Origin of the sequence: Streptomyces sp. NBC_00525 (assembly GCF_036346595.1) — a bacterium.
Classification (GTDB): domain Bacteria; phylum Actinomycetota; class Actinomycetes; order Streptomycetales; family Streptomycetaceae; genus Streptomyces.
Genome location: NZ_CP107834.1, coordinates 1,168,929 through 1,194,396 on the forward strand (window position 1 = coordinate 1,168,929; position 25,468 = coordinate 1,194,396).

Sequence of the window (25,468 nt, forward strand, 5' to 3'; positions counted from 1 at the left end):
CGATGCCAGCGGGCAGGGCCGTACGGCGGCGGGTCGTACCCGTTTCCGTGCCGCTCTCCGTGCCGCCGGGGCCGGTTCACCTCCGGGGCCGGGTGCGCGGGCCGCCTCAGCGCTGTCCGTAGCCCTTGAGGGCCTGTGCCGCGGCGTTCAGCTGGTCCGGGGTGAGCAGGGTGGGAGTGCGGCCGGGCAGGGAGTTCGCGGTGAGCCAGACCCGGCAGAGCCATTCGAGCTGGGCGGTGCGCTCGTACGCCTGGTCGAGGGTGGCGCCGTGGGTGACGGTGCCGTGGTTGGCGAGCAGGCAGCCGGTGCGGTCGCGCAGGGCGGTGAGCATGTTCCGGGCGAGTTCGGGGGTGCCGTAGCGGGCGTAGGGGGCGACCCGGACGGTGCCGCCGAGCAGGGCGGCGGCGTAGTGGATCGGGGGGACCTCCGTGACCAGGGTGGAGACGGCGGTGGCGTGCACCGCGTGGGTGTGTACGACGGCGCTCGCTTCGGTGTTCCGGTAGATGGCGAGGTGGAGGGGGAGTTCGCTGGTGGGGGCCAGTTTTCCGAGGATCTGGTTGCCTTCCGGATCGACGCCGGTCAGGTCCTCGGGGCGGAGTCGGTCGTAGGGCACTCCGCTGGGGGTGACGAGCACGGTGTCGCCGATCCGCAGGGAGACGTTTCCGGAGGTTCCGACGACCAGTCCCTCGGCCGCCGTCCGGCGGGCCGCGGCGACGACCGCCGCCCAGCCCCGGGCGATCGCCTCGTCCTGCCCGCCGCTCATTCGAAGATCCTTTCCCGTCCCGGTCCGGTGATCCCGGCCGGGATCACCACAGCGCCCTGCTCAGTTCATCTTCCGTTCACTCAAGTTGCCTACGTTCCACCTGCCAATGACGTCGAACGATTGCCTGGGTAAATGGAACACATCACGCTGCTGCTCGCGATAGTGATCGTGACAGCTCTAGTGTTCGATTTCACGAACGGTTTCCACGACACCGCCAACGCGATGGCCACGACCATCTCGACCGGCGCACTCAAACCCAAGACGGCGGTCGCGATGTCCGCCGTTCTCAATCTGGTCGGCGCGTTCCTGTCGGTGGAGGTCGCCAAGACGATCTCCGGCGGGATCGTCAATGAGGACGGCCTCAGAACCGAGGTCATCTTCGCGGCGCTCGTCGGCGCCATCCTGTGGAATCTTCTGACCTGGCTGGTCGGCCTCCCGTCCAGCTCCTCCCACGCACTGTTCGGCGGCCTCATCGGCGCCGCGGTGATGTCCGCCGGCTGGTCGTCGGTCAACGGCGGCACCGTCGTCACCAAGGTGCTGCTGCCCGCCGTCGCCGCCCCGCTCGTGGCCGGTGTGGCCGCGCTCCTGGCCACCCGGCTCACGTACCGCATCGGCGGGAAGATCCGGAACGACGCCCAGGAGAAGGCCACCGCCAAGGGCTACCGGGCCGGGCAGATCGCCTCGGCCGGGCTGGTCTCGCTGGCGCACGGCACCAACGACGCGCAGAAGACGATGGGCATCATCACGCTCGCCCTGGTCACCGGCGGCGTCCTCTCCCCCGGCTCCAACCCGCCGGTCTGGGTCATCGTCAGCGCCGGCCTGGCCATCGCGCTCGGCACCTACCTGGGCGGCTGGCGCATCATCCGCACCATGGGCAGCGGCCTGACCGACCTGAAGCCCCCGCAGGGCTTCGCCGCCCAGACCAGCGCGGCGACCGTCATCCTGGCCTCCTCGCACCTCGGCTTCTCCCTCTCCACCACCCAGTCCTGCTCCGGTGCCGTGATGGGCGCGGGCCTGGGCCGGGCCGGGGGTGTGGTCCGCTGGTCCACCGCCACCCGGATGTTCGTCGCCTGGGGTCTGACCCTGCCGGCGGCGGGTCTGGTCGGCGCGGGCGCCGAGTTCCTCACCAAGCAGGGCACCTGGGGCGTCGTGGTCGTCGCGGCGCTGCTGGTCGGCGGCTCGGGCGCGATCTGGCTGATCTCGCGCCGCAAGCCGGTCGGCCACGGCGACGTCGCGCCCGTCGCGGAGGACACGCTCCCGGCCGAGCCCGCCGGTGTGGTCACCCAGGCCATCGCGGCCGTCAGCCCGCCGCCCACCGCGGCGGCCCAGGCCCACGACCTCTCCGCCACCATCCCGGCGCCCCCGGCGCCCGTCACCGCCGATCCGGCCCGACCCGCCACGGTCTGAGCGACCCGGCACTCCGGTAAAGGACACCCCGTATGAACATCGACTGGGCAGCCCTGGGCACCGTCTTCGGCGTCTCCCTCGTCACCACCGTCGCCCTGGTGGGCCTCTTCACCCTCGGCATCGTCGGCCTCTCCAAGCAGCCGGACCCGGCCGCGCAGGGCGGTACGGCGGGCACGCCGGTCCTGCTGGCCCGCGCCGGGGCGTACGTCTGCTTCGGGCTGTGCGTGGCGGCGGTCGCGTACGGCATCTATCTGATCGTCGCCTGACGCACCGCACCGCCCTCGGGCCGGACGCGCCTCGTGCGCGCCCGGCCCGATGTGCGTCCGGCCCGATGTGCGTCCTGCCACACCCCGCCACCGCAGGTCAACGGCGAGTTGACGGGCATTCGCGGCGCGTGGTGGACTGCCGGAGCCATTACGGCGACAGCAGAGGAAGCCGGTGCGAATCCGGCGCGGTCCCGCCACTGTCACCGGGGAGCGGTCCCCCACCGCGCGTCACGGCCCTCGCGAGCGGGCTGGAAGACCGGGGGAACCGCCGATCCGGGAGCCAGGAGACTCTCGTCGCCGTCACGTCGAACCAGGGCGCGGACCCTGAGTGAGGACATATCGCCATGCCCGGCTGCCGTGCGACCGTTTCCCCGCTGCCCCCGGCGGCGGCTTTCTGTACGAGGTTCCGCCGAGGCGCGACGGCCGGCTGAGCGGTGCGTGCCGATCGCGTCTTCGCGTACGGCGCCACGGCCGGGCTGATCGGCGACCTGCTGCTCGGTGACCCCCGCAGAGGGCACCCGGTGGCCGCCTTCGGGCGGGCCGCCGCAGCCGTCGAGCACCGGCTCTGGCGCGACCACCGGGGCTGGGGCGCCCTGCACACCCTGATCTGCGCCGGCGGCGCGGCCGGGGGTGCCGCGCTGGCCGCCCGCGCCCTGCGCCGCCGTCCCGCCGCCTCCGTCGCCCTGACCGCCGCCGCCACCTGGTCCGTCGTCGGCGGCACGTCGCTGGGGCGCGAGGCGCGGGCCATCGGCGACGCCCTCGCCGCCGGGGACGTCGAGGGGGCGCGGGAGCGGCTGCCGCACCTGTGCGGCCGCGATCCGCAGTCCCTGGACGCCGCGGGCATCGCCCGCGCCGTCGTCGAGTCCGTCGCCGAGAACACCTCGGACGCCGTGGTCGGCGCCCTGGTCTGGGGCGCCCTGGCCGGGGTCCCCGGGCTCGTCGGCTTCCGCGCCGCCAACACGCTGGACGCGATGGTCGGCCACAAGTCGCCCCGCCACCTGCGCTACGGCTGGGCCTCGGCCCGGCTCGACGACGTCGCCGGCTGGCCGGGCGCCCGGCTCACCGCCCTGCTCGCCGCGGCCGCGGGCGACCGGCCCCGGCAGGCGGTACGGGCCTGGCGGGCGGATGCCGCGAAGCACCCCAGCCCCAACGCGGGGCCGGTGGAGGCCGCGTTCGCCGGGGCGCTCGGCGTACGGCTGGGCGGCACCCTCGCGTACGGCGGCCGTGTCGAGCACCGGCCGGTGCTCAACGGGGCCGCGGGCCGGGCGGTGGAGACCGCCGACATCGAGCGGGCCGTGCGGCTGTCGCGCCGGGTGGGCGTGCTCGCCCTCGGCGTCGGCGTCGCGGCCCGGCTGGGCGCGGCGGCGGCCGCGCGCCGGATCGCGGGCAGGGGACGCGGCCGGGCACACCTTTCCGGACGGAGGACCGTATGAGCGGCGGACTGCTGGTCGCCGGGACCACATCGGACGCGGGCAAGAGCGTCGTCACCGCGGGCATCTGCCGCTGGCTGGTGCGCCGGGGGGTGAAGGTCGCCCCGTTCAAGGCGCAGAACATGTCGCTGAACTCCTTCGTCACCCGCGAAGGCGCCGAGATCGGCCGCGCCCAGGCGATGCAGGCGCAGGCCGCCCGCGTCGAGCCGACCGCCCTGATGAACCCGGTGCTGCTCAAGCCCGGCGGCGACCGCTCCAGCCAGGTCGTCCTGATGGGGCGGCCGGTCGGCGAGATGAGCGCCCGCGGCTACCACGGCGGGCGGCAGGAGCAGCTGCTGTCCACCGTCACGGACTGCCTGGCGGAGCTGCGGAGCACGTACGACGCGGTGATCTGCGAGGGCGCCGGGTCGCCGGCCGAGATCAATCTGCGCCGCACGGACATCGTGAACATGGGCATCGCCCGCGCCGCGCGGTTCCCCGTCGTGGTCGTCGGGGACATCGACCGGGGCGGCGTCTTCGCCTCGTTCTTCGGCACGACGGCGCTGCTCGCGCCCGAGGACCAGGAGCTGATCGCCGGCTATCTGGTCAACAAGTTCCGCGGCGACGTCTCGCTCCTCGAACCGGGGCTCGACATGCTGTACGGGCTGACGGGCCGCCCCTCCTACGGGGTGCTGCCCTTCGCGCACGGGCTGGGCATCGACGAGGAGGACGGCCTGCGGGTGTCGCTGCGCGGTGCGGTGCGGGAGTCGGTGGTCGCCCCGCCGCACGGCGAGGACGTCCTGCGCGTCGCCGTGTGCGCGCTGCCGCTGATGTCCAACTTCACCGATGTGGACGCGCTGGCCGCCGAACCCGGCGTCGTCGTGCGGTTCGTCGACCGGGCGGAGGAGCTGGCCGACGCCGATCTCGTCGTCGTGCCCGGCACCCGGGGCACCGTGAAGGCGCTCGCCTGGCTGCGCGAACGCGGGCTCGCCGGCGCGCTGGCGCGGCGCGCGGCCGAGGGCCGTCCGGTACTCGGGGTCTGCGGCGGCTACCAGATCCTCGGCGAGCACATCGAGGACGAGGTCGAGTCGCGGGCCGGCCGGGTCGACGCGCTCGGGCTGCTGCCGGTGCGGGTGCGCTTCGACCGCGAGAAGACCCTCGCCCGGCCGTCCGGCGAGGCGCTCGGCGCGCCCGTCGAGGGCTACGAGATCCACCACGGCGTCGCCGAAGTGTCCGGCGGGGAGCCCTTCCTGACGGACGGCCGGGGCGTGCCGCTGGACGGCTGCCGTTCGGGCGCGGTGTGGGGGACGCACTGGCACGGCTCGCTGGAGAGCGACGCGTTCCGCCGCCGGTTCCTGGCCGAGGTGGCCCGGATCGCGGGCCGCCGCTTCGTGCCCGCCCCCGACACCTGCTTCGCCGCGCTGCGCGAGGAGCAGCTCGACCGCCTCGGCGACCTGATCGAGGAACACGCGGACACGGACGCGCTGTGGCGGCTCATCGAATCGGGCGCCCCACCCGGCCTGCCGTTCATCCCGCCGGGAGCGCCCGCAACCCCCGTCAAGGAGGTCATGTGAGTACGCCTTACCCCTTCACCGCTCTCGTCGGCCAGGACGACCTGCGGCTCGGACTGCTGCTGAACGCGGTGAGTCCGGCCGTGGGCGGAGTCCTGGTACGGGGCGAGAAGGGCACCGCCAAGAGCACCGCCGTACGCGCGCTGGCCGCGCTGATGCCGGAGGTCCCGGTCGTGCCGGGGTGCCGGTTCTCGTGCGACCCGGCCGCGCCCGACCCGGCGTGTCCGGACGGGCCGCACGAGGGCGCCGCCGGCGTGTCGCGGCCGGCGCGGACCGTGGAGCTGCCGGTCGGCGCGTCGGAGGACCGGCTCGTCGGGGCGCTCGACATCGAACGGGCCCTCTCCGAGGGCGTGAAGGCGTTCGAGCCGGGGCTGCTCGCGGACGCGCACCGCGGAATCCTGTACGTGGACGAGGTCAACCTCCTCCACGACCACTTGGTCGACCTGCTGCTGGACGCGGCGGCCATGGGCGCCTCGTACGTGGAGCGCGAGGGCGTCTCCGTGCGGCACGCCGCGCGGTTCCTGCTCGTGGGGACGATGAACCCGGAGGAGGGTGAGCTGCGGCCGCAGTTGCTGGACCGGTTCGGGCTGACCGTCGAGGTGGCCGCGTCGCGGGAGACCGACGAGCGGGTGGAGGTGGTGCGGCGGCGGCTCGCCTACGAGGACGACCCGGCCGCCTTCGCCGCGCGCTGGGCCGGCGAGGAGGCGGAGCTGCGGGACCGGATCACGGCCGCGCGGGCGCTGCTGCCCGAGGTGGTGCTCGGTGACGGGGCGCTGCGTCAGATCGCGGCGACCTGCGCGGCGTTCGAGGTGGACGGGATGCGCGCGGACATCGTGATGGCCCGGACCGCCACCGCACTGGCCGCGTGGGCGGGGCGTACCGACGTACGCGCCGAGGACGTCCGGCAGGCGGCGCTGCTCGCGCTCCCCCACCGGCGCCGGCGCAACCCGTTCGACGCGCCGGGGCTCGACGAGGACAAGCTGGACGACACGCTGGAGCGCAACGGCGGCGGGGACGACGAGCCGGAGCCGGACGGGCCCGGTGACGGCGGCGGGGACGGCGGTGGCGGAGGTCTGCCGCCGCAGGGCGACGGGCCCGACACGCCGCCGCGGCCCGAGGGCGGGGCGGACGACACGCCCGAGCGGCCGGAGTCCGGCGCGCCGGTGCCGGGCCAGGGCGGTGAGCAGCGTCCCGTACGGGCCGGTGAGCCGTTCCGTACGAAGATGCTGAGCGTGCCCGGTCTCGGCGAGGGGGCGGCGGGGCGGCGCTCCCGTGCGCGCACCGAGCACGGCCGGACGACCGGCGCGCGGCGGCCCGAGGGGGCGCTGACCCGGCTGCATCTGGCCGCGACGGTTCAGGCCGCCGCCCCGCACCAGCGGGCGCGCGGCCGGTCCGGGCGGGGCCTGGTGGTGCGGCGGGACGATCTGCGGCAAGCGACGCGGGAGGGCCGCGAGGGCAATCTCGTGCTGTTCGTCGTGGACGCGTCCGGGTCGATGGCGGCCCGGCAGCGCATGGGCGCCGTCAAGGGCGCGGTGCTGTCCCTGCTGCTGGACGCCTATCAGCGGCGCGACAAGGTCGGGCTGGTCACCTTCCGGGGCCGGGACGCCGATCTTGCGCTGCCGCCGACGTCGTCGGTGGACGCGGCGGCGGCCCGCCTGGAGTCGCTGCCGACCGGGGGGCGCACCCCGGTGGCCGCCGGGCTGCTGAAGGCGCACGACGTGCTGCGGGTGGAGCGGCTGCGCGATCCGTCCCGGCGGGCGCTGCTGGTCGTGGTGACGGACGGGCGGGCGACCGGCGGGCCGCAGCCGGTGGAGCTGGCCGCGCGGGCGGCCCGGCTGCACGCCGCCGATGGCGTCGCGTCGGTCGTCGTGGACTGCGAGGCGGGGCCGGTGCGGCTGGGGCTCGCGGCGGCGCTCGCGGGCGACCTGGGCGGCACCGCCGTCACGCTCGACGAGCTGCGCGCCGAGTCGATCGCCGGGCTGGTCAGGGACGTCCGGGGCGGGGGCCGCTCCGGGAACGGCGACAGGAGGGCCGCGTAATGCCGCAGGGACAGCCGGTGAGCGTGCCGGACGACGGACTGACCACCCGGCAGCGGCGCAACCGCCCGCTGCTGATGGTGCACACCGGTGTCGGCAAGGGGAAGTCGACGGCGGCCTTCGGGCTCGCGCTGCGCGCCTGGAACCAGGGCTGGCCGATCGGGGTGTTCCAGTTCGTGAAGTCCGCGAAGTGGAAGGTCGGCGAGGAGAACGCGCTCAAGGTGCTCGGCGCGAGCGGCGAGGGCGGGTCCGTCGCCTGGCACAAGATGGGCGAGGGCTGGTCGTGGGTCCAGCGCGGCCTGCACGGCGACAACGTGGACAACGAGGCGAAGGCCCGTGAGGGCTGGGAGCAGGTCAAGCGCGATCTGGCCGCCGAGACGTACCGGCTGTACGTGCTGGACGAGTTCGCCTATCCCCTGCACTGGGGCTGGATCGACACCGACGAGGTGGTCGAGGTGCTGCGCGCCCGGCCCGGCACCCAGCACGTCGTCATCACCGGCCGCAACGCGCCCGCCGCGCTGCTGGACGCGGCGGACCTGGTGACGGACATGTCGAAGGTCAAGCACCCGATGGACGCCGGGCAGAAGGGCCAGAGGGGCATCGAGTGGTGAACGTCCCCCGTCTGGTCGTGGCCGCGCCCGCGTCCGGGAGCGGCAAGACCACCGTCGCGACGGGCCTGATGGCCGCGTTCGCCGCGCGAGGGCTGGCCGTCTCCGGGCACAAGGTGGGCCCCGACTACATCGACCCCGGTTTCCACACGCTGGCCACCGGGCGGCCGGGCCGCAACCTCGACGCGTACATGTGCGGGCCGGAGCTGATCGCCCCGCTGTTCGCGCACGGGGCGCGGGGGTGCGGGCTTGCGGTCGTCGAGGGCGTGATGGGCCTGTACGACGGTGCGTCCGGGCTCGGCGAGCTGGCGTCGACCGCGCATGTGGCGAAGCTGCTGCGGGCGCCGGTGGTGCTGGTGGTGGACGCGTCGTCGCAGTCGCGGTCGGTGGCGGCGCTGGTGCACGGGTTCGCGTCCTGGGACACCGGGGTGCGGATCGGCGGGGTGATCCTGAACAAGGTGGGCTCCGACCGGCACGAGGCGCTGTTGCGGGAGGCGCTGGAGGAGTCGGGGGTGCCGGTGCTGGGCGCTCTGCGGCGGGCGGAGGGGGTTTCGGTGCCGTCGCGGCATCTGGGGCTCGTGCCGGTGGTGGAGCGGCGGGCGGAGGCGGTGGCCGCCGTCGAGGCGATGGCGGAGCAGGTGGTCGCGGGGTGCGATCTGGAGGGGTTGTTGGCGCTGGCGCGGTCGGCGCCTGCGGTGCCGGGGGGTGCGGTGTGGGATGCGGGGGGTGCCGTTGCGGGGGGTGTTCCCCTCCCCGCCCCTTCCCGTAACCGGGGCGCCGCCCCGGACCCCGTGCCTCAAACGCCGGCGGGGCTGAAATCTCCTGTGGTCGCGGTCGCCGGCGGGGCCGCGTTCTCGTTCTCGTACGTGGAGAACTCCGAGTTGCTCGCCGCTGCCGGGGCCGAGGTCGTGGTGTTCGATCCGTTGCGGGACGAGGCGCTGCCGGAGGGGACGGCGGGGGTGGTGATCGGGGGCGGGTTTCCCGAGGTGTACGCGCCCGAGCTGTCGGCCAACGAGCCGTTGCGCAAGGCCGTGGCGGAGCTGGCGCGGAGCGGGGCGCCGGTGGCCGCCGAGTGCGCCGGGCTGCTGTATCTGGCGCGGTCGCTGGACGGGCTGCCGATGTGCGGGGTGCTCGACGCCGATGCGCGGATGACCAAGCGGCTGACGCTCGGCTACCGGGACGCCGTGGCGCTCACGGACAACGTCCTGGCGCCGGCCGGGGCGCGGATGCGGGGGCACGAGTTCCACCGGACCGTGATCGAGCCGGGCGCGGGCGACGAGCCCGCCTGGGGGATGCGCCTGCCGGAACGGCGCGTGGAGGGGTTCGTCCGGGGCAACGTACACGCGAGCTATCTGCATACCCACTGGGCCGCGTCGCCCGGTACGGCGCTGCGGTTCGTCGAGCGGTGCCGGGCTTGACGGCGGCGCCGGGGTCACTGCGCGAGGCCCACCACCAGCCAGATGAAGCCCACTCCGGCCACCGTGCACAGCAGGGTGGAGCGGGCCGGGTGGTCGTGGTGCGCCTCGGGCAGGATCTCGGCGGCGGCGAGGTAGAGGAGCGCGCCGCCGAAGAAGCCGAGATAGCAGCCGAGGAGTTCCTCCGGCAGGGTGAACAGCAGGGTCGTCGCCGCCCCGACGACGGGCGCCGCCGCGTCCGCGAACAGCATCGTCAGGGCCTTGCGGCGGGCGTTGCCGTACAGGCTGGTGAGCGTGTACGTGTTGAAGCCGTCCGCGAAGTCGTGGGTGATCACGGCGAGCGCGACGGCGGCCCCCATGCCGCCGCCGACCTGGAACGCGGCGCCGAGCGCGATGCCGTCCATCAGGCTGTGGCCGACCATCGCGGCCGCCGCCGTCAGCCCGACCTGCGGTACGCGCTCGTCGGCCGCGCCGTGCGCCGCCTGGCGCACCGCGAGCAGCCGCTCCACCAGGTGGGCGACGAGGAAGCCGCCGACGAACAGCAGCAGGGCCGCCGGGACGCCGAAGACGAGGCCGCCGGCCGCCTCCATCGCCTCGGGCAGCAGGTCCAGGCCGACCACGCCGAGCATCAGCCCGCCGGCCAGTCCGAGGACGAGATGGCGGCGGTCGCTGACGCGCTGGGCGACCCAGCCGCCGGCCAGGGTCATCAGGAACGCGCCGAGCGCGACGAACACCGCCATGGCCTCTTGCTAGCCGATGCACCCCGGTCCGCGCATCTCGGCCGGCCCGCCGGGCGCGGGGTGCTCGTCGTCGGGGTCGGCGCCTCCCGAGGCGTGTCCGGGGACGAGGTGACCGGGCTCGTCCTGGGGGTCCTGCGGGAGGCCGGGCTCCCGGTGTGCGAGGTCGCCGAGTTGGTGACCGTCGAGGCGAAGGGCGGTGAGCCGGGCATCGTGGCCGCCGCCGCCCGGCTCGGGATTCCGCTGCGTACGCACCCCGCCCGGGTGCTCGCGCGGGTCGCCGTTCCGCATCCCTCCCGAGCCGCCCTCGCCGCCCTCGGCACCCCCTCGGTGGCCGAGGCGGCGGCCCTGGCCGGCGGCGGTCAACTCCTCGTACCCAAAAGCGTTTCGCACCCTTCGGGCGGCCGTCGTTCCATGGCAACCTGCGCGGTCGCGCGCAGGCCCGTCGGGACCGTTGCGTGAAACCGGGTGCGGGGCGCATAGTCATCCTGCCGGAGTCCACCCAGGCGACGGCGCACACCCCCACACCACACCCCCACCACGGCGGTCATGCACACTCCCACTGAGAGTCCCGACGCGACAGGCGCGGGCACGCACGATCTGCGTCACCACGGAGACGCGGAAGTACGCGGACGGGACCGGGATCTGACCGATCTCGCCGTCAACGTACGGGCCGGCACCCCGCCGGCCTGGCTGAAGGAGCGGATAGCCGGCTCGCTCGGCACGCTCGCCGCGTATCCGGACGGGCGCGAGGCGCGGGCGGCGGTCGCCGCGCGCCATGAACTCCCGCCCGAGCGGGTCCTGCTGACGGCGGGTGCGGCGGAGGCGTTCGTGCTGATCGCGCGTGCGCTGCCCGCCCGGCGGCCGTACGTGGTGCACCCTCAGTTCACCGAGCCGGAGGCCGCGCTGCGCGCGGCCGGGCACGAGGTGGGCCGGGTGCTGCTGCGCCCCGAGGACGACTTCCGGCTCGATCCGGCGGACGTGCCGGACGAGGCGGACCTCGTCGTCGTCGGCAACCCGACCAATCCGACGTCCGTGCTCCATCCCGCGTCCGTGCTGGAGCGGCTGGCGCGGCCCGGACGGACGCTGGTGGTCGACGAGGCGTTCATGGACGCCGTACCGGGCGAGCGGGAGGCGCTGTGCGGGCGGACGGACGTCCCCGGGCTCGTCGTCCTGCGCAGCCTCACCAAGACCTGGGGGCTCGCCGGACTGCGCGTCGGTTATGTGGCCGCCGCCCCGGAGACGATCCGCACCCTGGCCGAGGCGCAGCCGCTGTGGCCGGTGTCCTCGCCCGCGCTGGCGGCGGCGGAGGCGTGCGTGGAGCCGCGCGCGCTGGCGGAGGCCGCCGACGCGGCGGACCGGATCGTCGTGGACCGGGCCCATCTGGTCGCCGGGCTGCGGGAGTTCTCCGAGATCCGGGTGGTGGAGCCGGCCGCGGGCCCGTTCGTCCTTGTGCGGCTCGACGGGGCGGCCGAGATCCGGGACCGGCTGCGGATGCTGGGCTTCGCCGCCCGGCGAGGAGATACGTTTCCCGGCCTCGGTGACGGCTGGCTCCGGCTGGCGGTCCGGGACCGGACGACGACCAATCGTTTCCTCCAGGCCCTGGATCTGGCCCTCCAGGCGCTGACGGTGGCCGGCCGGTAGGGCTTCCCGGCGGGCGGCGCTCCCCTTCCGGGGCGCCGCCCCGCCGTCCCCCTCTCCAGGTGGGTCAGGCGATCACGCGGCCGTTGAGGACGACCCGGCGCGGCCCGGCCAGCACCCGGACGTCGCGACGGGGGTCCTCGTCGTACACCACGAGGTCGGCCGGGGCCCCCTCCTCCAGGCCCGGCCGGCCCAGCCAGGCCCTCGCCCCCCAGGTCGTCGCGGAGAGCGCCTCCAGCGGCGGGATGCCCGCCTTGACCAGCTCCGCCACCTCGTCGGCCACCAGGCCGTGCGCGAGCACCCCGCCCGCGTCGGTACCGACGAAGACCGGCACCCCGGCGTCGTGGGCGGCGCGCACGGTGTCGTAGCGGCGCTCGTGCAGCCGGCGCATATGGGCGGACCAGCGCGGGAACTTCGCCTCGCCGCTCTGCGCGAGCGAGGGGAAGGTGGCGATGTTGACCAGGGTCGGCACGATCGCGACCCCGCGCTCCGCGAAGAGCGGGATGGTGTCCTCGGTCAGCCCGGTGGCGTGCTCGACGCAGTCGATCCCGGCCTCCACCAGATCGCGCAGCGAGTCCTCCGCGAAGCAGTGCGCGGTGACGCGGGCGCCCAGCCGGTGCGCCTCGGCGATGGCCGCCTCCACCGCCTCGCGCGGCCACAGCGCGGTCAGGTCGCCCACCTCGCGGTCGATCCAGTCACCGACGAGCTTCACCCAGCCGTCGCCCCGGCGGGCCTCCCGGGCGACGTAGGCGACGAGTTCGTCCGGCTCGACCTCATGGGCGTAGTTACGGGTGTAACGGCGCGGCCTGGCGATGTGGCGGCCGGCCCTGATGATCTTCGGCAGGTCCTCGCGGTCGTCGATCCACCGGGTGTCGGCGGGCGATCCGGCGTCGCGCAGCAGGAGCGCCCCGGCCTCCCGGTCGTCGAGCGCCTGCTTCTCGCTGGTCGCCGCGTCCACGGCGCCGTGGTGGTCGAGCCCGACGTGGCAGTGGGCGTCGACCAGTCCGGGCAGGGCCCAGCCGGTGACGGTGACGGCACCGTCCGCGCCGGGCGGCCGTTCGAAGGTGACCCGGCCGCCGACGGCCCAGAGCTCGTCCCTGACGTCGTCGGGCCCGACGAGCACCCGCCCCTTCACATGCAGCACCCGTGATGCGTCCTGATCACTCATGCACAGCACTGTACGAGGGGCCGTCGCTGGCGCAACGCCCTGTGCCGGGCCGTCCGGCTCCCCCTGGGTAGGCTCGATGACCCGACCGGCCGGCAGGCCGGCGCCGGCCGATCCGAACCCGAAGAGAGCACCGCCGTGACGCACCCCTTCCTCGACCTGACCCCGCTGACCGCCGCGCATTTCGCGGCCATCGAGCGGCGGGTGGCCGGGCTGCTGGCCACCGAGCAGGACGTCGTCATCATGCAGGGCGAGGCGCTGCTGCCGCTGGAGGGCTGCATCCGGGGCGGCGCCCGGCCCGGTTCGACCGCGCTGAACGTGGTGACCGGCCCCTACGGGCAGACCTTCGGCAACTGGCTGCGCGACTGCGGGGCCGAGGTCGTCGACCTGGCGGTGCCGTTCCACACGGCGGTCACCGCCGAGCAGGTCGCCGAGGCGCTGGCCGCGCACCCGGAGATCGACTTCGTCTCGCTGGTGCACGCCGAGGCGGCGACCGGGAACACCAACCCGGTCGCGGAGATCGGTGAGGTGGTCCGGGCGCACGGGGCGCTGTTCATGCTGGACGCGGTCGCGTCGGTGGGCGCGGAGCCGCTGCTGCCGGACGCCTGGGGCGTGGACCTGTGCGTGATCGGGGCGCAGAAGGCGATGGGCGGGCCGGCCGGGGTGTCGGCGGTGTCGGTGAGCGGGCGGGCCTGGGAGCGGATCGCCGCCAACCCGCAGGCGCCGCGCCGCTCGTACCTGTCGCTGCTGGACTGGCGGGAGCGGTGGATCGACGGCGGCCGCAAGGCGCTGCCGCACGCCCCGGCCCAGCTGGAGATGCTGGCCCTGGAGGCGTGTGTGGAGCGGATCGAGGCGGAGGGGCTGGACGCGGTGATGGCCCGTCACGCGGCGGCCGCCGCTGCCACGCGGGCCGGTGCGGTGGCGCTGGGCGGCGGGCTGACGCCGTATGTGCACGAGGCGCGGGACGCGGCTCCGGTGGCCACCACGCTGCGTACGCCGGCGGGTGTGGACGCGTCCGGACTGGTGGCGCGGGCGCTGGCGGGTGAGCCGTCGCTGCCGCTGATCGCGGGCGGGGGCGCGCTGTCCGGGGAGATGATCCGGGTCAACCACTACGGGGTGGACGCGACGCGCGGCGCGGTGCTCTCCTCGCTCGCGGCCCTGGGGTCGGCGCTGGCCGACGCGGGCCGGCCGGTCGATCTGGAGGCTGCCCGGAAGGCCGTTTCGGAAACCTGGCCGAGCGCATAAATCACGGGCTTGTCGAAGAATGCGGGGAGCTGCTTAATCCAGAGCAGCTCCCCGCATTCTTGTTCCCGCATCTTCCCAGGCTAAACACCCTGGTTTTCAGGTCGTGTCCGCAGCCCATTCAGCGCCGTTGTGGAGAGAGAGTTACGGTCTTGTGACCGACTCCACACAGGCGGAGATTTGCCCGAATAATCCGGGTGGAATCGGAAGAAAACGCCGAGAACTCGCGCCGGTGCGCGCACCCGCCTGATAACACAGCGGGCCGCCCCACCCAACCCCTTGCGTCGATGCAATTTCGAAATTTGCTGGGTAAATTCAATTGCCATGACCGCCGCACCAGCAGATATTGCCCGTGCCCGAAGCGAATTCCTTACGATCGACACGCCACGAGTGGAGGACGGGGCCGCGATCTGGCGCATTGCCCGCGACTCCGAGGTCCTGGACCTCAACTCCTCGTACAGCTACCTGCTGTGGTGTCGTGACTTCGCGGCGACCTCCGTGGTCGCCCGTGACGAGACCGGCGCCCCGGTCGCCTTCGTGACGGGGTACATCCGGCCCGACCGCCCCGAGACGCTCGTCGTGTGGCAGGTGGCCGTCGACCACGGCCATCGCGGGACCGGTCTGGCGGCGAAGCTGCTGGACTCCCTGACCGCGCGCGTCGCCGCCGAGCAGGGCCTGAACCGGGTGGAGACGACCGTCACCCCGGACAACACCGCATCGGACCGCCTGTTCACCTCCTACGCGCGGCGCCACGACGTGGCCCTGGAGCGCGAGGTGCTCTTCGACGGCGGCCTGTTCCCCGAAGGCACCCACCTGCCGGAAGTGCTCTACCGCATCGGCCCGTTCCACGCCTGAGCGCGCGCTTCCCCCGCCGGGCCGCCGGCCCGCCGCAGCTTCCTTCAACGCCGCCCGTCACACCACCTCACGCAGGAGACCCGCTGTGACCATCACCCCGCCTGCCCTCAGTGTCTTCGAAACCCTGGAATCCGAGGTCCGGAGCTACTGCCGCGGCTGGCCCGCCGTCTTCGACCGCGCCCAGGGCGCCCGGCTGACCGACGAGGACGGCCACTCCTACCTCGACTTCTTCGCCGGCGCGGGCTCGCTCAACTACGGCCACAACAACCCGGTGCTCAAACGCGCGCTGATCGACTACATCGAACGCGACGGCATCACACACGGCCTCGACATGGCGACCACCGCCAAACGGGCCTTCCTGGACACCTTCCAGAACGTCGTGCTGCGCCCGCGCGACCTGCCGTACAAGGTGATGTTCCCCGGCCCGACCGGCACCAACGCCGTCGAGTCGGCACTGAAGCTGGCCCGCAAGGTCAAGGGCCGCGAGTCCGTCGTCTCGTTCACCAACGCCTTCCACGGGATGTCGCTCGGCTCGCTGGCCGTCACCGGCAACGCGTTCAAGCGGGCCGGCGCCGGCATCCCGCTGGTGCACGGCACGCCGATGCCGTTCGACAACTACTTCGACGGCCAGGTCCCGGACTTCCTCTGGTTCGAGCGGCTCCTGGAGGACCAGGGCTCCGGGCTGAACCACCCGGCCGCCGTGATCGTGGAGACCGTGCAGGGCGAGGGCGGCATCAACGTGGCCCGCGCCGAGTGGCTGCGCGCCCTCCAGGACCTGTGCCACCGCCAGGACATGCTGCTGATCGTCGACGACATCCAGATGGGCTGCGGCCGCACCGGCGGCTTCTTCTCCTTCGAGGAGGCCGGCATCACGCCGGACATCGTGACGCTGTCGAAGTCCATCAGCGGCTACGGACTGCCCATGTCGCTCTGCCTGTTCAAGCCGGAGCTGGACGTCTGGGAGCCGGGCGAGCACAACGGCACCTTCCGGGGCAACAACCCGGCGTTCGTCACCGCCGCCGCCGCGCTCGACGCCTACTGGGCGGACGGCCAGATGGAGAAGCAGACGCTGGCCCGCGGCCACCAGGTGGAGCAGACGATGCTGGCCATCTGCGGCGAGCACGACAGCGCCCGCTTCCGGGGCCGCGGCCTGGTCTGGGGCCTGGAGTTCGACGACCCGGCGCGCGCCACCGCCGTCTGCGCCCGCGCCTTCGAGCTGGGGATGCTGCTTGAGACCTCCGGCCCGCAGAGCGAGGTCGTCAAGCTCCTCCCGCCGCTCACCATCACCCCCGAGGAGCTGGACGAGGGGCTGCGCACGCTGGCCCGCGCCGTCCGCGAGACCGCCTGAACCGCACGACACCCGACGACCCCACCGTCGTAGAGAGAAAGGCACCCCACCACTGTGATCGTCCGATCGTTCGCCGACATCGAGAACACCGACCGGCATGTGAAGGCCGCCTCGGGCACCTGGGAGAGCAAGCGCATCGTGCTCGCCCGGGAGAAGGTCGGCTTCTCGCTCCACGAGACCACGATGTACGCGGGTACCGAGACGTCGATGTGGTACGCGAACCACATCGAGGCGGTCCTGTGCGTCGAGGGCGAGGCCGAGCTGACCAACGACGAGACCGGTGAGAAGCACTGGATCACGCCGGGCACGATGTACCTGCTCGACGGCCACGAGCGCCACACGATGCGACCCAAGACGGACTTCCGCTGCGTCTGCGTCTTCAACCCGCCGGTCACCGGACGGGAGGAGCACGACGAGAACGGTGTCTATCCCCTGCTGACCGAGGAGGGCTGAACCCATGACCACCGACGTACGCACCGATCTGTATCCCTCGCGCGGCGCCGCCGAGATGATCACCCCGCGCCAGGACCCGGTCATCTGGTCCGCGCCGGGCACGCCGGGCCCGATCACCGCCAAGGAACTCCAGGACTACGAGCACGACGGCTTCCTGACCGTCGACCAGCTCATCGCCCCGGACGAGGTGGCCGGCTACTACGCGGAGCTGGAGCGGCTGATCGCCGACCCGGCCGTCCGCGCCGACGAGCGCTCGATCATCGAGCCGAAGTCGCAGTCCGTACGGTCGGTCTTCGAGGTCCACCGCATCAGCGAGGTCTTCGCCCGGCTGGTCGCCGACGAGCGGGTGGTGGGCCGGGCCCGCCAGATCCTGGGCTCGGACGTCTACGTCCACCAGTCGCGGATCAACGTCAAGCCCGGCTTCGGCGCCTCCGGGTTCTACTGGCACTCGGACTTCGAGACCTGGCACGCCGAGGACGGCCTGCCGAACATGCGGACCGTGTCCGTGTCGATCGCGCTGACCGAGAACCACGACACCAACGGCGGGCTGATGATCATGCCCGGTTCGCACAAGTCGTTCCTCGGCTGCGCGGGCGAGACGCCGAAGGACAACTACAAGAAGTCGCTCCAGATGCAGGACGCCGGCACCCCGTCCGACGAGGCGCTGACGAAGATGGCCGACCGGCACGGCATCAAGCTGTTCACCGGCCGGCCCGGTTCGGCGACCTGGTTCGACTGCAACGCGATGCACGGCTCGGGCGACAACATCACCCCGTACCCGCGCAGCAATGTGTTCATCGTGTTCAACAGCGTGGAGAACGCCGCGCAGGAGCCGTTCGCCGCGCCGGTGCGGCGCCCGGAGTTCATCGGGGCGCGCGACTTCACCCCGGTGAAGTAGGCCGCGCCGCACGGGTCTTGTCAGGGGGTGGAACGGCCGGGCCGTTCCGCCCCCTGCGGCGTATCTCGGTGGACCGGAAGGCGTCCGGCGGCGACAGTGGCCGCATGACATCCCATGTACAGCACATCACCATCGACTGCGCCGACGCCTACACCCTGGCGACGTTCTGGTCGGCCGTGCTCGGCGCGCCGCTCTCCGACGAGGACCACCCCGGTGACCCCGAGGCCCTGGTCGAGGCTCCCGGCGCCGCGCTCCTGTTCGTCACCGTGCCCGACAGGAAGCAGACCAAGAACCGCGTCCACCTGGACGTCCAGCCCGACGACCGCAGCCGCGACGAGGAGGTCGAACGGCTGCTGGCGCTCGGCGCCACCCTGGTCGCCGACCACCGCAAACCGAACGGGCGCGGCTGGGCGACGCTGGCCGACCCGGAGGGCAACGAGTTCTGCGTGGAGCTCGGCGCGGCGGAGCGGGCCGCGCTCCTGGGCAGGCGGCTGCCGGTCACCGCGGACGATGTGACCGAGGCCGTCCGGCTGGCCGTGGACACCCTCGGCGCCGCCGGGGACGCCGACTGGAGCGTCCCGGCCGGCACGCTGACGTGGGACTGCCGCGAGACCGCGGAGCATCTGAGCGACGACCTGTTCTCGTACGCCGTGCAGCTCGGGCCGCGTACGCCGGCGCTGGACGACGAGGTGCCCTACCTCTGGAGCCGCCGGCGCGAGGGCGGTCCGTGGAACGCGGTCTCCGCAGACCCGGAGGCGGGCACGGCGGGGCTGCTGCAGACCCTGGAGGCGAGCGGCGCGCTGCTGGCCGCGATGGTGACTACGGCCTCGCCGGCCCTGCGCTCGTACCACGGGTACGGGGTCTCCGACCCGGAGGGCTTCGCGGCCATGGGCGTCGTGGAGACCCTGGTGCACGCGCACGACATCGCCTCGGGCCTGGGCCTGGCCTGGGCGCCGCCCGCCGAGCTGTGCGACCGGGCGCTGGCCCGGCTCTTCCCCGGCGCCCCGGACGACGCGGACCGGTGGACCGTGCTGCTCTGGTCCACCGGCCGCGCCGAACTGCCGGGCCGCGAGCGCGTCACCTCGTGGAAGTGGCAGAGCGCGCCCCTGGCCTGACCCCTTCGGCTACCGGTGGGAGAACCAGTTCGCCGCCGGCAGCTTGTGTGCGGGGGTGCGGGGGAAGTGGGGCGGTGCGTCCTCAGCCGTCGAGCCGGACCACGCGGACGGCGCCCGCCGGGACGGCGAGGTGGCCGGTGGCGGGTTCGCCGGTGAGGAGTTCGGTGCCGGGGGCGTCGAGCGGGACCTTCGCCGCGTCCTCGGTGTGGTTGATGGCGAACAGGTAGGTGCCGGCCTCGCCGGTGCGGGTGACGACCTCGACGTCGTACGGGATGCCGGTGCGGGGGGCGATCCCGGCGTCCTCGCGGGCCCGTTCCAGGACGGTGTCCAGGGCCTCGCCGGTGAGCCGGGTGGAGATGTACCAGGCGGTGCCCCGGCCGAGGCGGTGGCGGGTGACGGCGGGCCGGCCGGCCGGGATGCCGTCGGCGTAGGACCACATGGTCTCGGCGCCGCGCGGGATCACCACGTCGGACCAGAGGTCGCCGGTGAGGTCGGGGCCCTCGGGGGCGCCCTCGGGGGTGATCAGCCGGACGGTCCCGCCCTCGCCGAGCGGCGCGAACTCCTCGACCGTGAGCCCCAGCACGTCGCGCAGCGCCCCCGGACAGGGGCCGGGGTGCACGGCGTCGTTCGTGTCGACGATCCCGGAGAAGTACGAGACGACCAGGGTGCCGCCGCCCTCGACGTACCGGCGCAGATTGCGGCCGGTCTCCTCGGTGGCGAGGTAGAGGGCCGGGACGACGACCAGGGGGTAACCGGAGAGGTCGGCGTCGGGGTGGGCGAAGTCGACGGTGAGGTGCCGGTCGTAGAGGGAGGCGTAGAAGGCGTCGGCGCGCTCACGGGCGTCGTGGTCCTGGCTGGGGCGCCACTCCAGGGACTGCGCCCACCAGGACTGCCAGTCCCAGAGCATGGCCGCGTCGGCGACGGTGCGGGTGGTGCGGATGCCGTCCAGCAGGCCGAGGTCGGCGCCGAGGCGGGAGACCTCGCGCCAGATCCGGGAGTCGGTGCCGGCGTGCGGGACCATCGCCGAGTGGAACTTCTCGGCGCCGCGCCGGGACTGCCGCCACTGGAAGAACATCGCCCCCTCGGAGCCGCGGGCCACATGGGCGAGGCTGTTGCGGGCCATCTCGCCGGGGCGCTTGGCGGGGTTGCGGGGCTGCCAGTTGACGCCGCCGGTGGAGTGTTCGAGGAGCAGCCAGGGGGCGCCGCCCGCCACCGAGCGGGTGAGGTCGGCGGCCATGGCGAGGTTGACGTGGGTGCGGCGGCCGTCGGTGATCAGGTAGTGGTCGTTGGTGACGAGGTCGACCTCGCGGCCCCAGGCCCAGTAGTCCACGGACTCGCACTGGCTGAGCGCGGTCATGAAGTTGGTGGTGACCGGGATGCCGGGGGCGTGGCGGTGCAGCAGGTCGCGCTCGGCGCGGAAGTTCTCGCGCATGGTGGCGTCGGCGAACCGGGCGTAGTCCAGCTGCTGGGCCGGGTTGCAGGCGGTCGGGGTGAGCCGGGGCGGGTCGATCTCGTCGAGGCTGCCGTAGCGCTGGCCCCAGAAGGTGGTCCCCCAGGCCTCGTTCACGGCGTCGACGGAGCCGTGGCGGCCGGCCAGCCAGTGGCGGAAGCGGACGGCGCAGTCGTCGCAGTAGCAGGCGCCGACCGGGACGCCGTACTCGTTGTGGACGTGCCACAGGGCCAGGGCCGGGTGGTTCGCGTAGCGGCGGGCGAGCTGTTCGGTGATGTTCGCGGCGGCGGCCCGGTAGTGGGCGTTGCCGTGGCAGATCGCGCCGCGTGAGCCGAAGGCGTACCGCACGCCGTCCCGGCGGACCGGCAGGGCGTCGGGGTGGGCGCGGTAGAACCAGGCGGGCGGGGCGACGGTGGGGGTGCCGAGGTCCGCGCGGATGCCGTTGACGTGCAGCAGGTCCAGGAGGCGGTCGAGCCAGCCGAAGTCGTGGCGGCCGGGTGCGGGTTCCAGCAGGGCCCAGGAGAAGATCCCGACGCTGACCATGGTGACCCCGGCCTCCCGCATGAGGCGCATGTCCTCGTGCCAGACCTCCTCCGGCCACTGCTCGGGGTTGTAGTCGCCGCCGAAGGCCAGTCGGCGCAGACCCTTCGGGGCGGTGGCGCGAGGGGTGTGCGGCATGGGTGTCTCCTGAGCGTTTGGGACCAGAACTGGGAACGTGCACACGCCCTCCCGGCGGCGCAAAGCCAACATAACCTCACAGCAACAACCATTGACAAGTGTCGGCTTCGTTTCTCTACTGTGAACGATCACAGCGCACAACAGGCGCTGAAACCCTCGCTTCTCGTCAGGGGAGACCTCCATGAAGTACCGCATCGCCGCGGCGTCAGCGGCCGCCTCGCTCGCCGCCACCGCACTGCTCACGGGCTGCGGCTCGTCCGACGACGACGGCAGCGGCGGCCGGGCCGCGGCCGGCCCCGTCTCGCTCACCTACTGGGCCTGGGCGCCCGGCCTGGACAAGGTCGCGGACATCTGGAACGAGGGCGAGGGCAAGAAGGCGGGCATCAGGGTCACGGTGAAGAAGCAGGCGTCCGGCGACGACCTGGTCACCAAGATCATCACCGCCGCGAAGGCGCACAAGGCCCCCGACCTGGTGCAGGCCGAGTACCAGGCGCTGCCCACCCTGGTCTCCAACGATGTGCTCGCCGACATCTCGAAGGTGGCGGGCGACGCGGAGAAGGAGTTCGCCGCAGGCGTCTGGCAGCAGACCACGCTCGGCTCCGACGCCCTGTACGCGCTGCCGCAGGACTCCGGGCCGCTGATGTTCTACTACCGCCAGGACCTGTTCGAGAAGTACGGGCTGTCCGTGCCGGCCACCTGGGACGAGTTCGCCGAGACCGCCCGCGCGCTGAAGAAGAAGGCGCCGGACAAGGACCTCACCACCTTCTCCTCCAACGACTCCGGCCTCTTCGCCGGTCTGGCCCAGCAGGCGGGCGCCCGCTGGTGGACCCCCTCCGGTGACACGTGGAAGGTCGCCATCGACGACCCGGCCACCCGCAAGGTCGCCGACTTCTGGGGGAAGCTGGTCGAGGAGGGCGCCATCGACAACCAGCCCATGTACACCCCGGCCTGGAACAAGGCGCTCAACACCGGCAAGCAGATCGCCTGGGTCAGCGCCGTGTGGGCGCCGGGCACCCTGACGACCGCCGCCCCCGACACCGCGGGCAAGTGGGCCATGGCCCCGCTCCCCCAGTGGAAGGCAGGCCAGAACGCCACCGGCAGCTGGGGCGGCTCCTCCACGGCCGTCACCAACGACTCCGCGCACCCGGAGGCCGCGGCCACCTTCGCCAAGTGGCTGAACACCGACCCGGCCGCGCTGGCCGCCCTGGTGAAGGAGAGCGGCATCTACCCCGCCGCCACCGCCGCCCAGACCGGCGGCGCGCTCGCGAAGCCGCCGGCCTACTTCTCCAACCAGCCGGACTTCTACACCACCGCCGCCGAGATCGCCAAGGGCACCGCCCCGGCCGCCTGGGGCCCGAACGTGAACGTGGCCTACTCCTCGTTCAAGGACAACTTCGCCGCGGCGGCCAAGGACCGGGCCCCCTTCGGTCCGGCGCTCGCCGAGATGCAGGAGGCCACCGTCGCCGACCTGAAGAAGCAGGGCTTCGGAGTCTCCGAGTGACACGCGCACGCCGCCGGAAGGCGTACGGGGTCAAGAGCGCCCCGTACGCCTTCCTGATCCCCGCCACCGTGCTCTTCCTGCTCTTCTTCGCCCTGCCCATCGGCTACGCGCTCTACCTGAGCCTGCGCCGGAGCGAGGTCAGCGGCCTGGGTCTGGGCAAGGGCGCCCGCAAGGAGGTGTGGGCCGGGTTCGCCAACTACCGCGAGGCCCTGTCCGACTCCGAACTGCTGCACGGCGCGCTGCGCATCCTCGGCTACGGCGCGATCGTCGTCCCGGTGATGCTCGGGCTCGCCCTGCTCTTCGCCCTGCTGCTGGACACCGAGCGGCTGCGGGCGCGCGGCTTCTCCCGGCTGGCGATCTTCCTCCCGTACGCGATCCCCGGCGTGGTGGCCGCCCTGATGTGGGGCTTCCTCTACCTGCCGGACGTCAGCCCCTTCTACTACGTCCTGGACAAGGCCAGGCTGCCGCAGCCTGACCTGCTCGACGGCGGCCCGCTGTACCTGGCGCTGGCCAACATCGCGGTCTGGGGCGGCACCGGCTTCAACATGATCGTCATCTACACCTCGCTGCGGGCGATCCCCGCCGAGATCTTCGAGGCGGCCCGGCTCGACGGCTGCTCGCAGCTGCGGATCGCGCTCCGGATCAAGATCCCGATGGTGGCGCCCTCGCTGGTGCTGACGTTCTTCTTCTCGATCATCGCGACCCTCCAGGTGTTCAGCGAGCCGACGACGCTCAAGCCGCTCACCAACTCGCTCTCCACCACCTGGAGTCCGCTGATGAAGGTCTACCAGGACGCCTTCGTCAACAACGACATCTACGCGGCGGCGGCCCAGGCGGTCGTCATCGCCGTCGTCACCCTCGCCCTGTCCTTCGGCTTCCTGCGGGCGGCCAACTCCCGTACGAAGCAGGGGGAACACCAGTGACCACGCTCTCCGCCGGCCGCACGGCCGGACCGCGCCGGCGCTTCGCCCTCGTGCCGACCGCGGCGCTGCTGCTGGGCGCCGTGTACTGCCTGCTGCCCGTCGCCTGGATCGTCGTCGCCTCGACCAAGTCCGGCGGCGAGCTGTTCTCCACCTTCACCTTCCTGCCCGGCACCGGCCTCGCGGACAACGTCGCCGACCTGTCCGCGTACCGGGACGGGGTGTACTGGAAGTGGATGGCCAACTCGGCCCTGTACGCCGGGGTGGGCGCGCTGCTGTCCACGGCCGTCTCCGCCGTGTCCGGGTACGCGCTGGCCGTGTACCGGTTCCGGGGCCGGGAGACCGTCTTCAACATCCTGCTCGCCGGGGTGCTGATGCCGCCGGTGATCCTGGCGGTGCCGCAGTACCTGCTGATGGCCGAGGCGGACCTCACCGACTCCTATCTGTCGGTGATGCTGCCGGTGATCCTCTCCCCGTACGGGGTCTACCTCGCCCGGATCTACGCGGCGGCGGCCGTGCCGGGTGACGTGATCGAGGCGGGGCGCATGGACGGCGGCGGCGAGCTGCGGATCTTCCGCACGATCGCCCTGCCGATGATGCTGCCGGGCCTGGTGACCGTCTTCCTCTTCCAGTTCGTGGCGATCTGGAACAACTTCCTGCTGCCGTACATCATGCTCGGCGACGACGAGAAGTTCCCGGTCACGCTCGGCCTGTTCACGCTGCTCCAGCAGGGGGCCACCACCCCGGCGCTCTATACGCTGGTGATCACCGGGGCGCTGCTGGCGATCGTCCCGCTGATCGCCCTGTTCCTGGTCATCCAGCGGTTCTGGAGCCTCGACCTGCTCTCCGGGGCCGTAAAGTCCTGACGGGCCCCGTCAGGACGTCACTTGATGAAAGATCACGCACCATGAGCCGCACAGAACAGACCGGATCGGGACGCCGACGGCCGCCGACCATCCATGACGTGGCGCGGGAGGCCGGGGTGTCGCGCGGCACGGTCTCGCGGGTCCTCAACGGTGGCCACAACGTCAGCCCGGCCGCGCTGGACGCGGTCAACTCCGCGATCCGCAGAACGGGCTACACCGTGAACCGGCACGCCCGCTCACTGATCACCGGCCGCTCGGACTCGGTGGCGTTCCTGCTCACCGAGCCGCAGGAGCGGTTCTTCGAGGACCCGAACTTCAATGTGCTGCTGCGCGGCTGCACCAGCGCGCTCGCCGCGCACGACATTCCGCTGCTGCTGATGATCGCGGGCACGGAGGCGGAGCGGCGCCGCAACATGCGCTACATCGCCGGCCATGTGGACGGGGTGCTGCTGGTCTCCAGCCACTCCGGCGACCCGGTCGCCGCCCAGCTGCACGAGGCCGGCGTCCCCCTGGTCGCCTGCGGGAAGCCGCTCGGGCAGGGCTCCAAGGTCAGCTATGTGGCCGCCGCCGACCGGGACGGCGCCCGCGAGATGGTGCGGTTCCTGTACGAGTCGGGGCGCCGCCGCATCGGTACGGTCAGCGGCCCGCTGGACACGCCGGGCGGCGTGGAGCGGCTGGCCGGCTACCGCGAGATGCTGGCCGACTGCGGGCTGCCCGCCGACGACGCGCTGATCGTGCCGGGCGACTACAGCCGGGCCGGCGGCGAGGCGGCGGCCGCGCTGCTGCTGGAGCGGGCGCCCGACCTGGACGCGGTGTTCGTCGCCTCGGACCTGATGGCGCAGGGGGTGCTCGCCGCGCTGGAGAAGGCCGGGCGCAACGTGCCGGACGATGTCGCGGTGGGCGGCTTCGACGACTCCCCCGCGGCGCTCGCCTCGCGGCCGGCGCTGACGACGATACGGCAGCCGTGGGACCGGATCAGCTCGGAGATGGTCCGGGTGCTGCTGGCGCAGATCGGCGGGGAGGACCCGGCCGCGGTGATACTGCCGACCGAGCTGGTCCGCCGCGACTCCGCCTGACGCGGCGGCAGGCGGCGGTACGCGGCGGCACCCGGCGGTACGCGGCCG

General features: G+C 73.2%; 21 protein-coding genes, 1 pseudogene and 1 riboswitch. Of the genes and pseudogenes, 18 read left to right on the forward strand and 4 right to left on the reverse strand.

The window, feature by feature from the left end:
* Positions 1-106: 106 nt before the first annotated feature.
* The gene (locus tag OG710_RS05170) at positions 107-763 is read right to left on the reverse strand and encodes a class II aldolase/adducin family protein (RefSeq protein ID WP_330238268.1); all 657 of its coding nucleotides are present in this window, start codon (positions 761-763) and stop codon (positions 107-109) included.
* Positions 764-895: 132 nt separating this feature from the next.
* Here OG710_RS05170 and OG710_RS05175 point away from each other — a divergent pair, with 132 nt between their 5' ends.
* The 7 genes from OG710_RS05175 (at position 896) to OG710_RS05205 (ending at position 9,478) form a co-directional block, all read left to right on the forward strand.
* Positions 896-2,170, forward strand: coding sequence for an inorganic phosphate transporter (locus OG710_RS05175; protein WP_330238269.1), 1,275 nt, complete (start codon positions 896-898; stop codon positions 2,168-2,170).
* Positions 2,171-2,202: 32 nt separating this feature from the next.
* Positions 2,203-2,436: a hypothetical protein gene (locus OG710_RS05180; protein ID WP_111333183.1), complete on the forward strand. Its 234-nt coding sequence runs from the start codon at positions 2,203-2,205 to the stop codon at positions 2,434-2,436.
* 163 nt (positions 2,437-2,599) lie between these two features.
* A riboswitch (cobalamin riboswitch) is annotated at positions 2,600-2,726 on the forward strand.
* A gap of 144 nt (positions 2,727-2,870) precedes the next feature.
* Positions 2,871-3,869, forward strand: a complete 999-nt coding sequence (locus OG710_RS05185) for a cobalamin biosynthesis protein (protein WP_330238270.1) — start codon at positions 2,871-2,873, stop codon at positions 3,867-3,869.
* A complete protein-coding gene (locus OG710_RS05190; RefSeq protein WP_330238271.1) occupies positions 3,866-5,419 on the forward strand; it encodes a cobyric acid synthase in 1,554 nt (517 codons plus the stop codon). The genes OG710_RS05185 and OG710_RS05190 overlap by 4 nt, the downstream gene beginning before the upstream one ends.
* On the forward strand, positions 5,416-7,455 hold the full coding sequence (locus OG710_RS05195; RefSeq protein ID WP_330238272.1) for a putative cobaltochelatase: 2,040 nt from the start codon (positions 5,416-5,418) through the stop codon (positions 7,453-7,455). The genes OG710_RS05190 and OG710_RS05195 overlap by 4 nt, the downstream gene beginning before the upstream one ends.
* Positions 7,455-8,063 carry a cob(I)yrinic acid a,c-diamide adenosyltransferase gene (gene cobO / locus OG710_RS05200; protein WP_111333175.1) on the forward strand — a complete coding sequence of 203 codons (609 nt, stop codon included), beginning with the start codon at positions 7,455-7,457 and terminating at the stop codon, positions 8,061-8,063. The genes OG710_RS05195 and cobO overlap by 1 nt, the downstream gene beginning before the upstream one ends.
* Positions 8,057-9,478, forward strand: coding sequence for a cobyrinate a,c-diamide synthase (locus OG710_RS05205; RefSeq protein WP_330238273.1), 1,422 nt, complete (start codon positions 8,057-8,059; stop codon positions 9,476-9,478). The genes cobO and OG710_RS05205 overlap by 7 nt, the downstream gene beginning before the upstream one ends.
* A gap of 14 nt (positions 9,479-9,492) precedes the next feature.
* Here the strand turns inward: OG710_RS05205 and OG710_RS05210 are convergent, their stop codons facing one another.
* Positions 9,493-10,215 (reverse strand): ZIP family metal transporter, encoded by a 723-nt coding sequence (locus tag OG710_RS05210; RefSeq protein ID WP_111333171.1) that lies wholly within the window; start codon positions 10,213-10,215, stop codon positions 9,493-9,495.
* A gap of 6 nt (positions 10,216-10,221) precedes the next feature.
* On the opposite strand from OG710_RS05210, the pseudogene cobC reads away from it, so the two are divergent.
* Positions 10,222-11,856 (forward strand): annotated as a pseudogene (gene cobC, locus OG710_RS05215) (Rv2231c family pyridoxal phosphate-dependent protein CobC).
* 64 nt (positions 11,857-11,920) lie between these two features.
* On the opposite strand, the gene OG710_RS05220 reads toward cobC, so the two are convergent.
* On the reverse strand, positions 11,921-13,021 hold the full coding sequence (locus OG710_RS05220) for an amidohydrolase family protein (protein ID WP_330238274.1): 1,101 nt from the start codon (positions 13,019-13,021) through the stop codon (positions 11,921-11,923).
* 135 nt (positions 13,022-13,156) lie between these two features.
* On the opposite strand from OG710_RS05220, the gene OG710_RS05225 reads away from it, so the two are divergent.
* From OG710_RS05225 to OG710_RS05250, 6 genes are all read left to right on the forward strand, one after another.
* Positions 13,157-14,263, forward strand: coding sequence for a pyridoxal-phosphate-dependent aminotransferase family protein (locus OG710_RS05225; RefSeq protein WP_330238275.1), 1,107 nt, complete (start codon positions 13,157-13,159; stop codon positions 14,261-14,263).
* Positions 14,264-14,650: 387 nt separating this feature from the next.
* The gene (gene ectA, locus OG710_RS05230; protein WP_111333165.1) at positions 14,651-15,115 is read left to right on the forward strand and encodes a diaminobutyrate acetyltransferase; all 465 of its coding nucleotides are present in this window, start codon (positions 14,651-14,653) and stop codon (positions 15,113-15,115) included.
* An 85-nt stretch (positions 15,116-15,200) separates the two neighbouring features.
* On the forward strand, positions 15,201-16,463 hold the full coding sequence (ectB, locus tag OG710_RS05235) for a diaminobutyrate--2-oxoglutarate transaminase (RefSeq protein ID WP_330238276.1): 1,263 nt from the start codon (positions 15,201-15,203) through the stop codon (positions 16,461-16,463).
* 54 nt (positions 16,464-16,517) lie between these two features.
* Complete coding sequence (locus OG710_RS05240) at positions 16,518-16,916, forward strand: ectoine synthase (RefSeq protein ID WP_111333163.1); 399 nt, start codon at positions 16,518-16,520, stop codon at positions 16,914-16,916.
* A gap of 4 nt (positions 16,917-16,920) precedes the next feature.
* Positions 16,921-17,814 carry an ectoine hydroxylase gene (gene thpD, locus OG710_RS05245; RefSeq protein WP_330238277.1) on the forward strand — a complete coding sequence of 298 codons (894 nt, stop codon included), beginning with the start codon at positions 16,921-16,923 and terminating at the stop codon, positions 17,812-17,814.
* 104 nt (positions 17,815-17,918) lie between these two features.
* On the forward strand, positions 17,919-18,929 hold the full coding sequence (locus OG710_RS05250) for a VOC family protein (RefSeq protein ID WP_330238278.1): 1,011 nt from the start codon (positions 17,919-17,921) through the stop codon (positions 18,927-18,929).
* Between the two features lie 82 nt (positions 18,930-19,011).
* Here the strand turns inward: OG710_RS05250 and OG710_RS05255 are convergent, their stop codons facing one another.
* On the reverse strand, positions 19,012-21,057 hold the full coding sequence (locus tag OG710_RS05255) for a beta-galactosidase (protein ID WP_330238279.1): 2,046 nt from the start codon (positions 21,055-21,057) through the stop codon (positions 19,012-19,014).
* 181 nt (positions 21,058-21,238) lie between these two features.
* On the opposite strand from OG710_RS05255, the gene OG710_RS05260 reads away from it, so the two are divergent.
* The 4 genes from OG710_RS05260 to OG710_RS05275 are packed head-to-tail and all read left to right on the forward strand — an operon-like array spanning position 21,239 to position 25,420.
* The gene (locus tag OG710_RS05260) at positions 21,239-22,558 is read left to right on the forward strand and encodes an extracellular solute-binding protein (RefSeq protein WP_330238280.1); all 1,320 of its coding nucleotides are present in this window, start codon (positions 21,239-21,241) and stop codon (positions 22,556-22,558) included.
* Positions 22,555-23,481: a carbohydrate ABC transporter permease gene (locus OG710_RS05265; protein ID WP_330238281.1), complete on the forward strand. Its 927-nt coding sequence runs from the start codon at positions 22,555-22,557 to the stop codon at positions 23,479-23,481. Before OG710_RS05260 ends, OG710_RS05265 begins: the two co-directional genes overlap by 4 nt.
* Positions 23,478-24,344, forward strand: coding sequence for a carbohydrate ABC transporter permease (locus tag OG710_RS05270; RefSeq protein WP_330238282.1), 867 nt, complete (start codon positions 23,478-23,480; stop codon positions 24,342-24,344). Before OG710_RS05265 ends, OG710_RS05270 begins: the two co-directional genes overlap by 4 nt.
* Before the next feature lie 41 nt (positions 24,345-24,385).
* The gene (locus OG710_RS05275; RefSeq protein ID WP_330238283.1) at positions 24,386-25,420 is read left to right on the forward strand and encodes a LacI family DNA-binding transcriptional regulator; all 1,035 of its coding nucleotides are present in this window, start codon (positions 24,386-24,388) and stop codon (positions 25,418-25,420) included.
* The last annotated feature ends 48 nt before the right edge of the window (positions 25,421-25,468 follow it).

Bases quoted from the DNA above. Each gene is read 5' to 3' on its own strand.
- OG710_RS05170 (WP_330238268.1), bottom strand. From the start codon at position 763: ATGAGCGGCGGGCAGGACGAGGCGATCGCCCGGGGCTGGGCGGCGGTC.
- OG710_RS05175 (WP_330238269.1), top strand. From the start codon at position 896: ATGGAACACATCACGCTGCTGCTCGCGATAGTGATCGTGACAGCTCTA.
- OG710_RS05180 (WP_111333183.1), top strand. From the start codon at position 2,203: ATGAACATCGACTGGGCAGCCCTGGGCACCGTCTTCGGCGTCTCCCTC.
- OG710_RS05190 (WP_330238271.1), top strand. From the start codon at position 3,866: ATGAGCGGCGGACTGCTGGTCGCCGGGACCACATCGGACGCGGGCAAG.
- cobO (WP_111333175.1), top strand. From the start codon at position 7,455: ATGCCGCAGGGACAGCCGGTGAGCGTGCCGGACGACGGACTGACCACC.
- OG710_RS05210 (WP_111333171.1), bottom strand. From the start codon at position 10,215: ATGGCGGTGTTCGTCGCGCTCGGCGCGTTCCTGATGACCCTGGCCGGC.
- OG710_RS05220 (WP_330238274.1), bottom strand. From the start codon at position 13,021: ATGAGTGATCAGGACGCATCACGGGTGCTGCATGTGAAGGGGCGGGTG.
- thpD (WP_330238277.1), top strand. From the start codon at position 16,921: ATGACCACCGACGTACGCACCGATCTGTATCCCTCGCGCGGCGCCGCC.
- OG710_RS05250 (WP_330238278.1), top strand. From the start codon at position 17,919: ATGACATCCCATGTACAGCACATCACCATCGACTGCGCCGACGCCTAC.
- OG710_RS05255 (WP_330238279.1), bottom strand. From the start codon at position 21,057: ATGCCGCACACCCCTCGCGCCACCGCCCCGAAGGGTCTGCGCCGACTG.
- OG710_RS05260 (WP_330238280.1), top strand. From the start codon at position 21,239: ATGAAGTACCGCATCGCCGCGGCGTCAGCGGCCGCCTCGCTCGCCGCC.
- OG710_RS05275 (WP_330238283.1), top strand. From the start codon at position 24,386: ATGAGCCGCACAGAACAGACCGGATCGGGACGCCGACGGCCGCCGACC.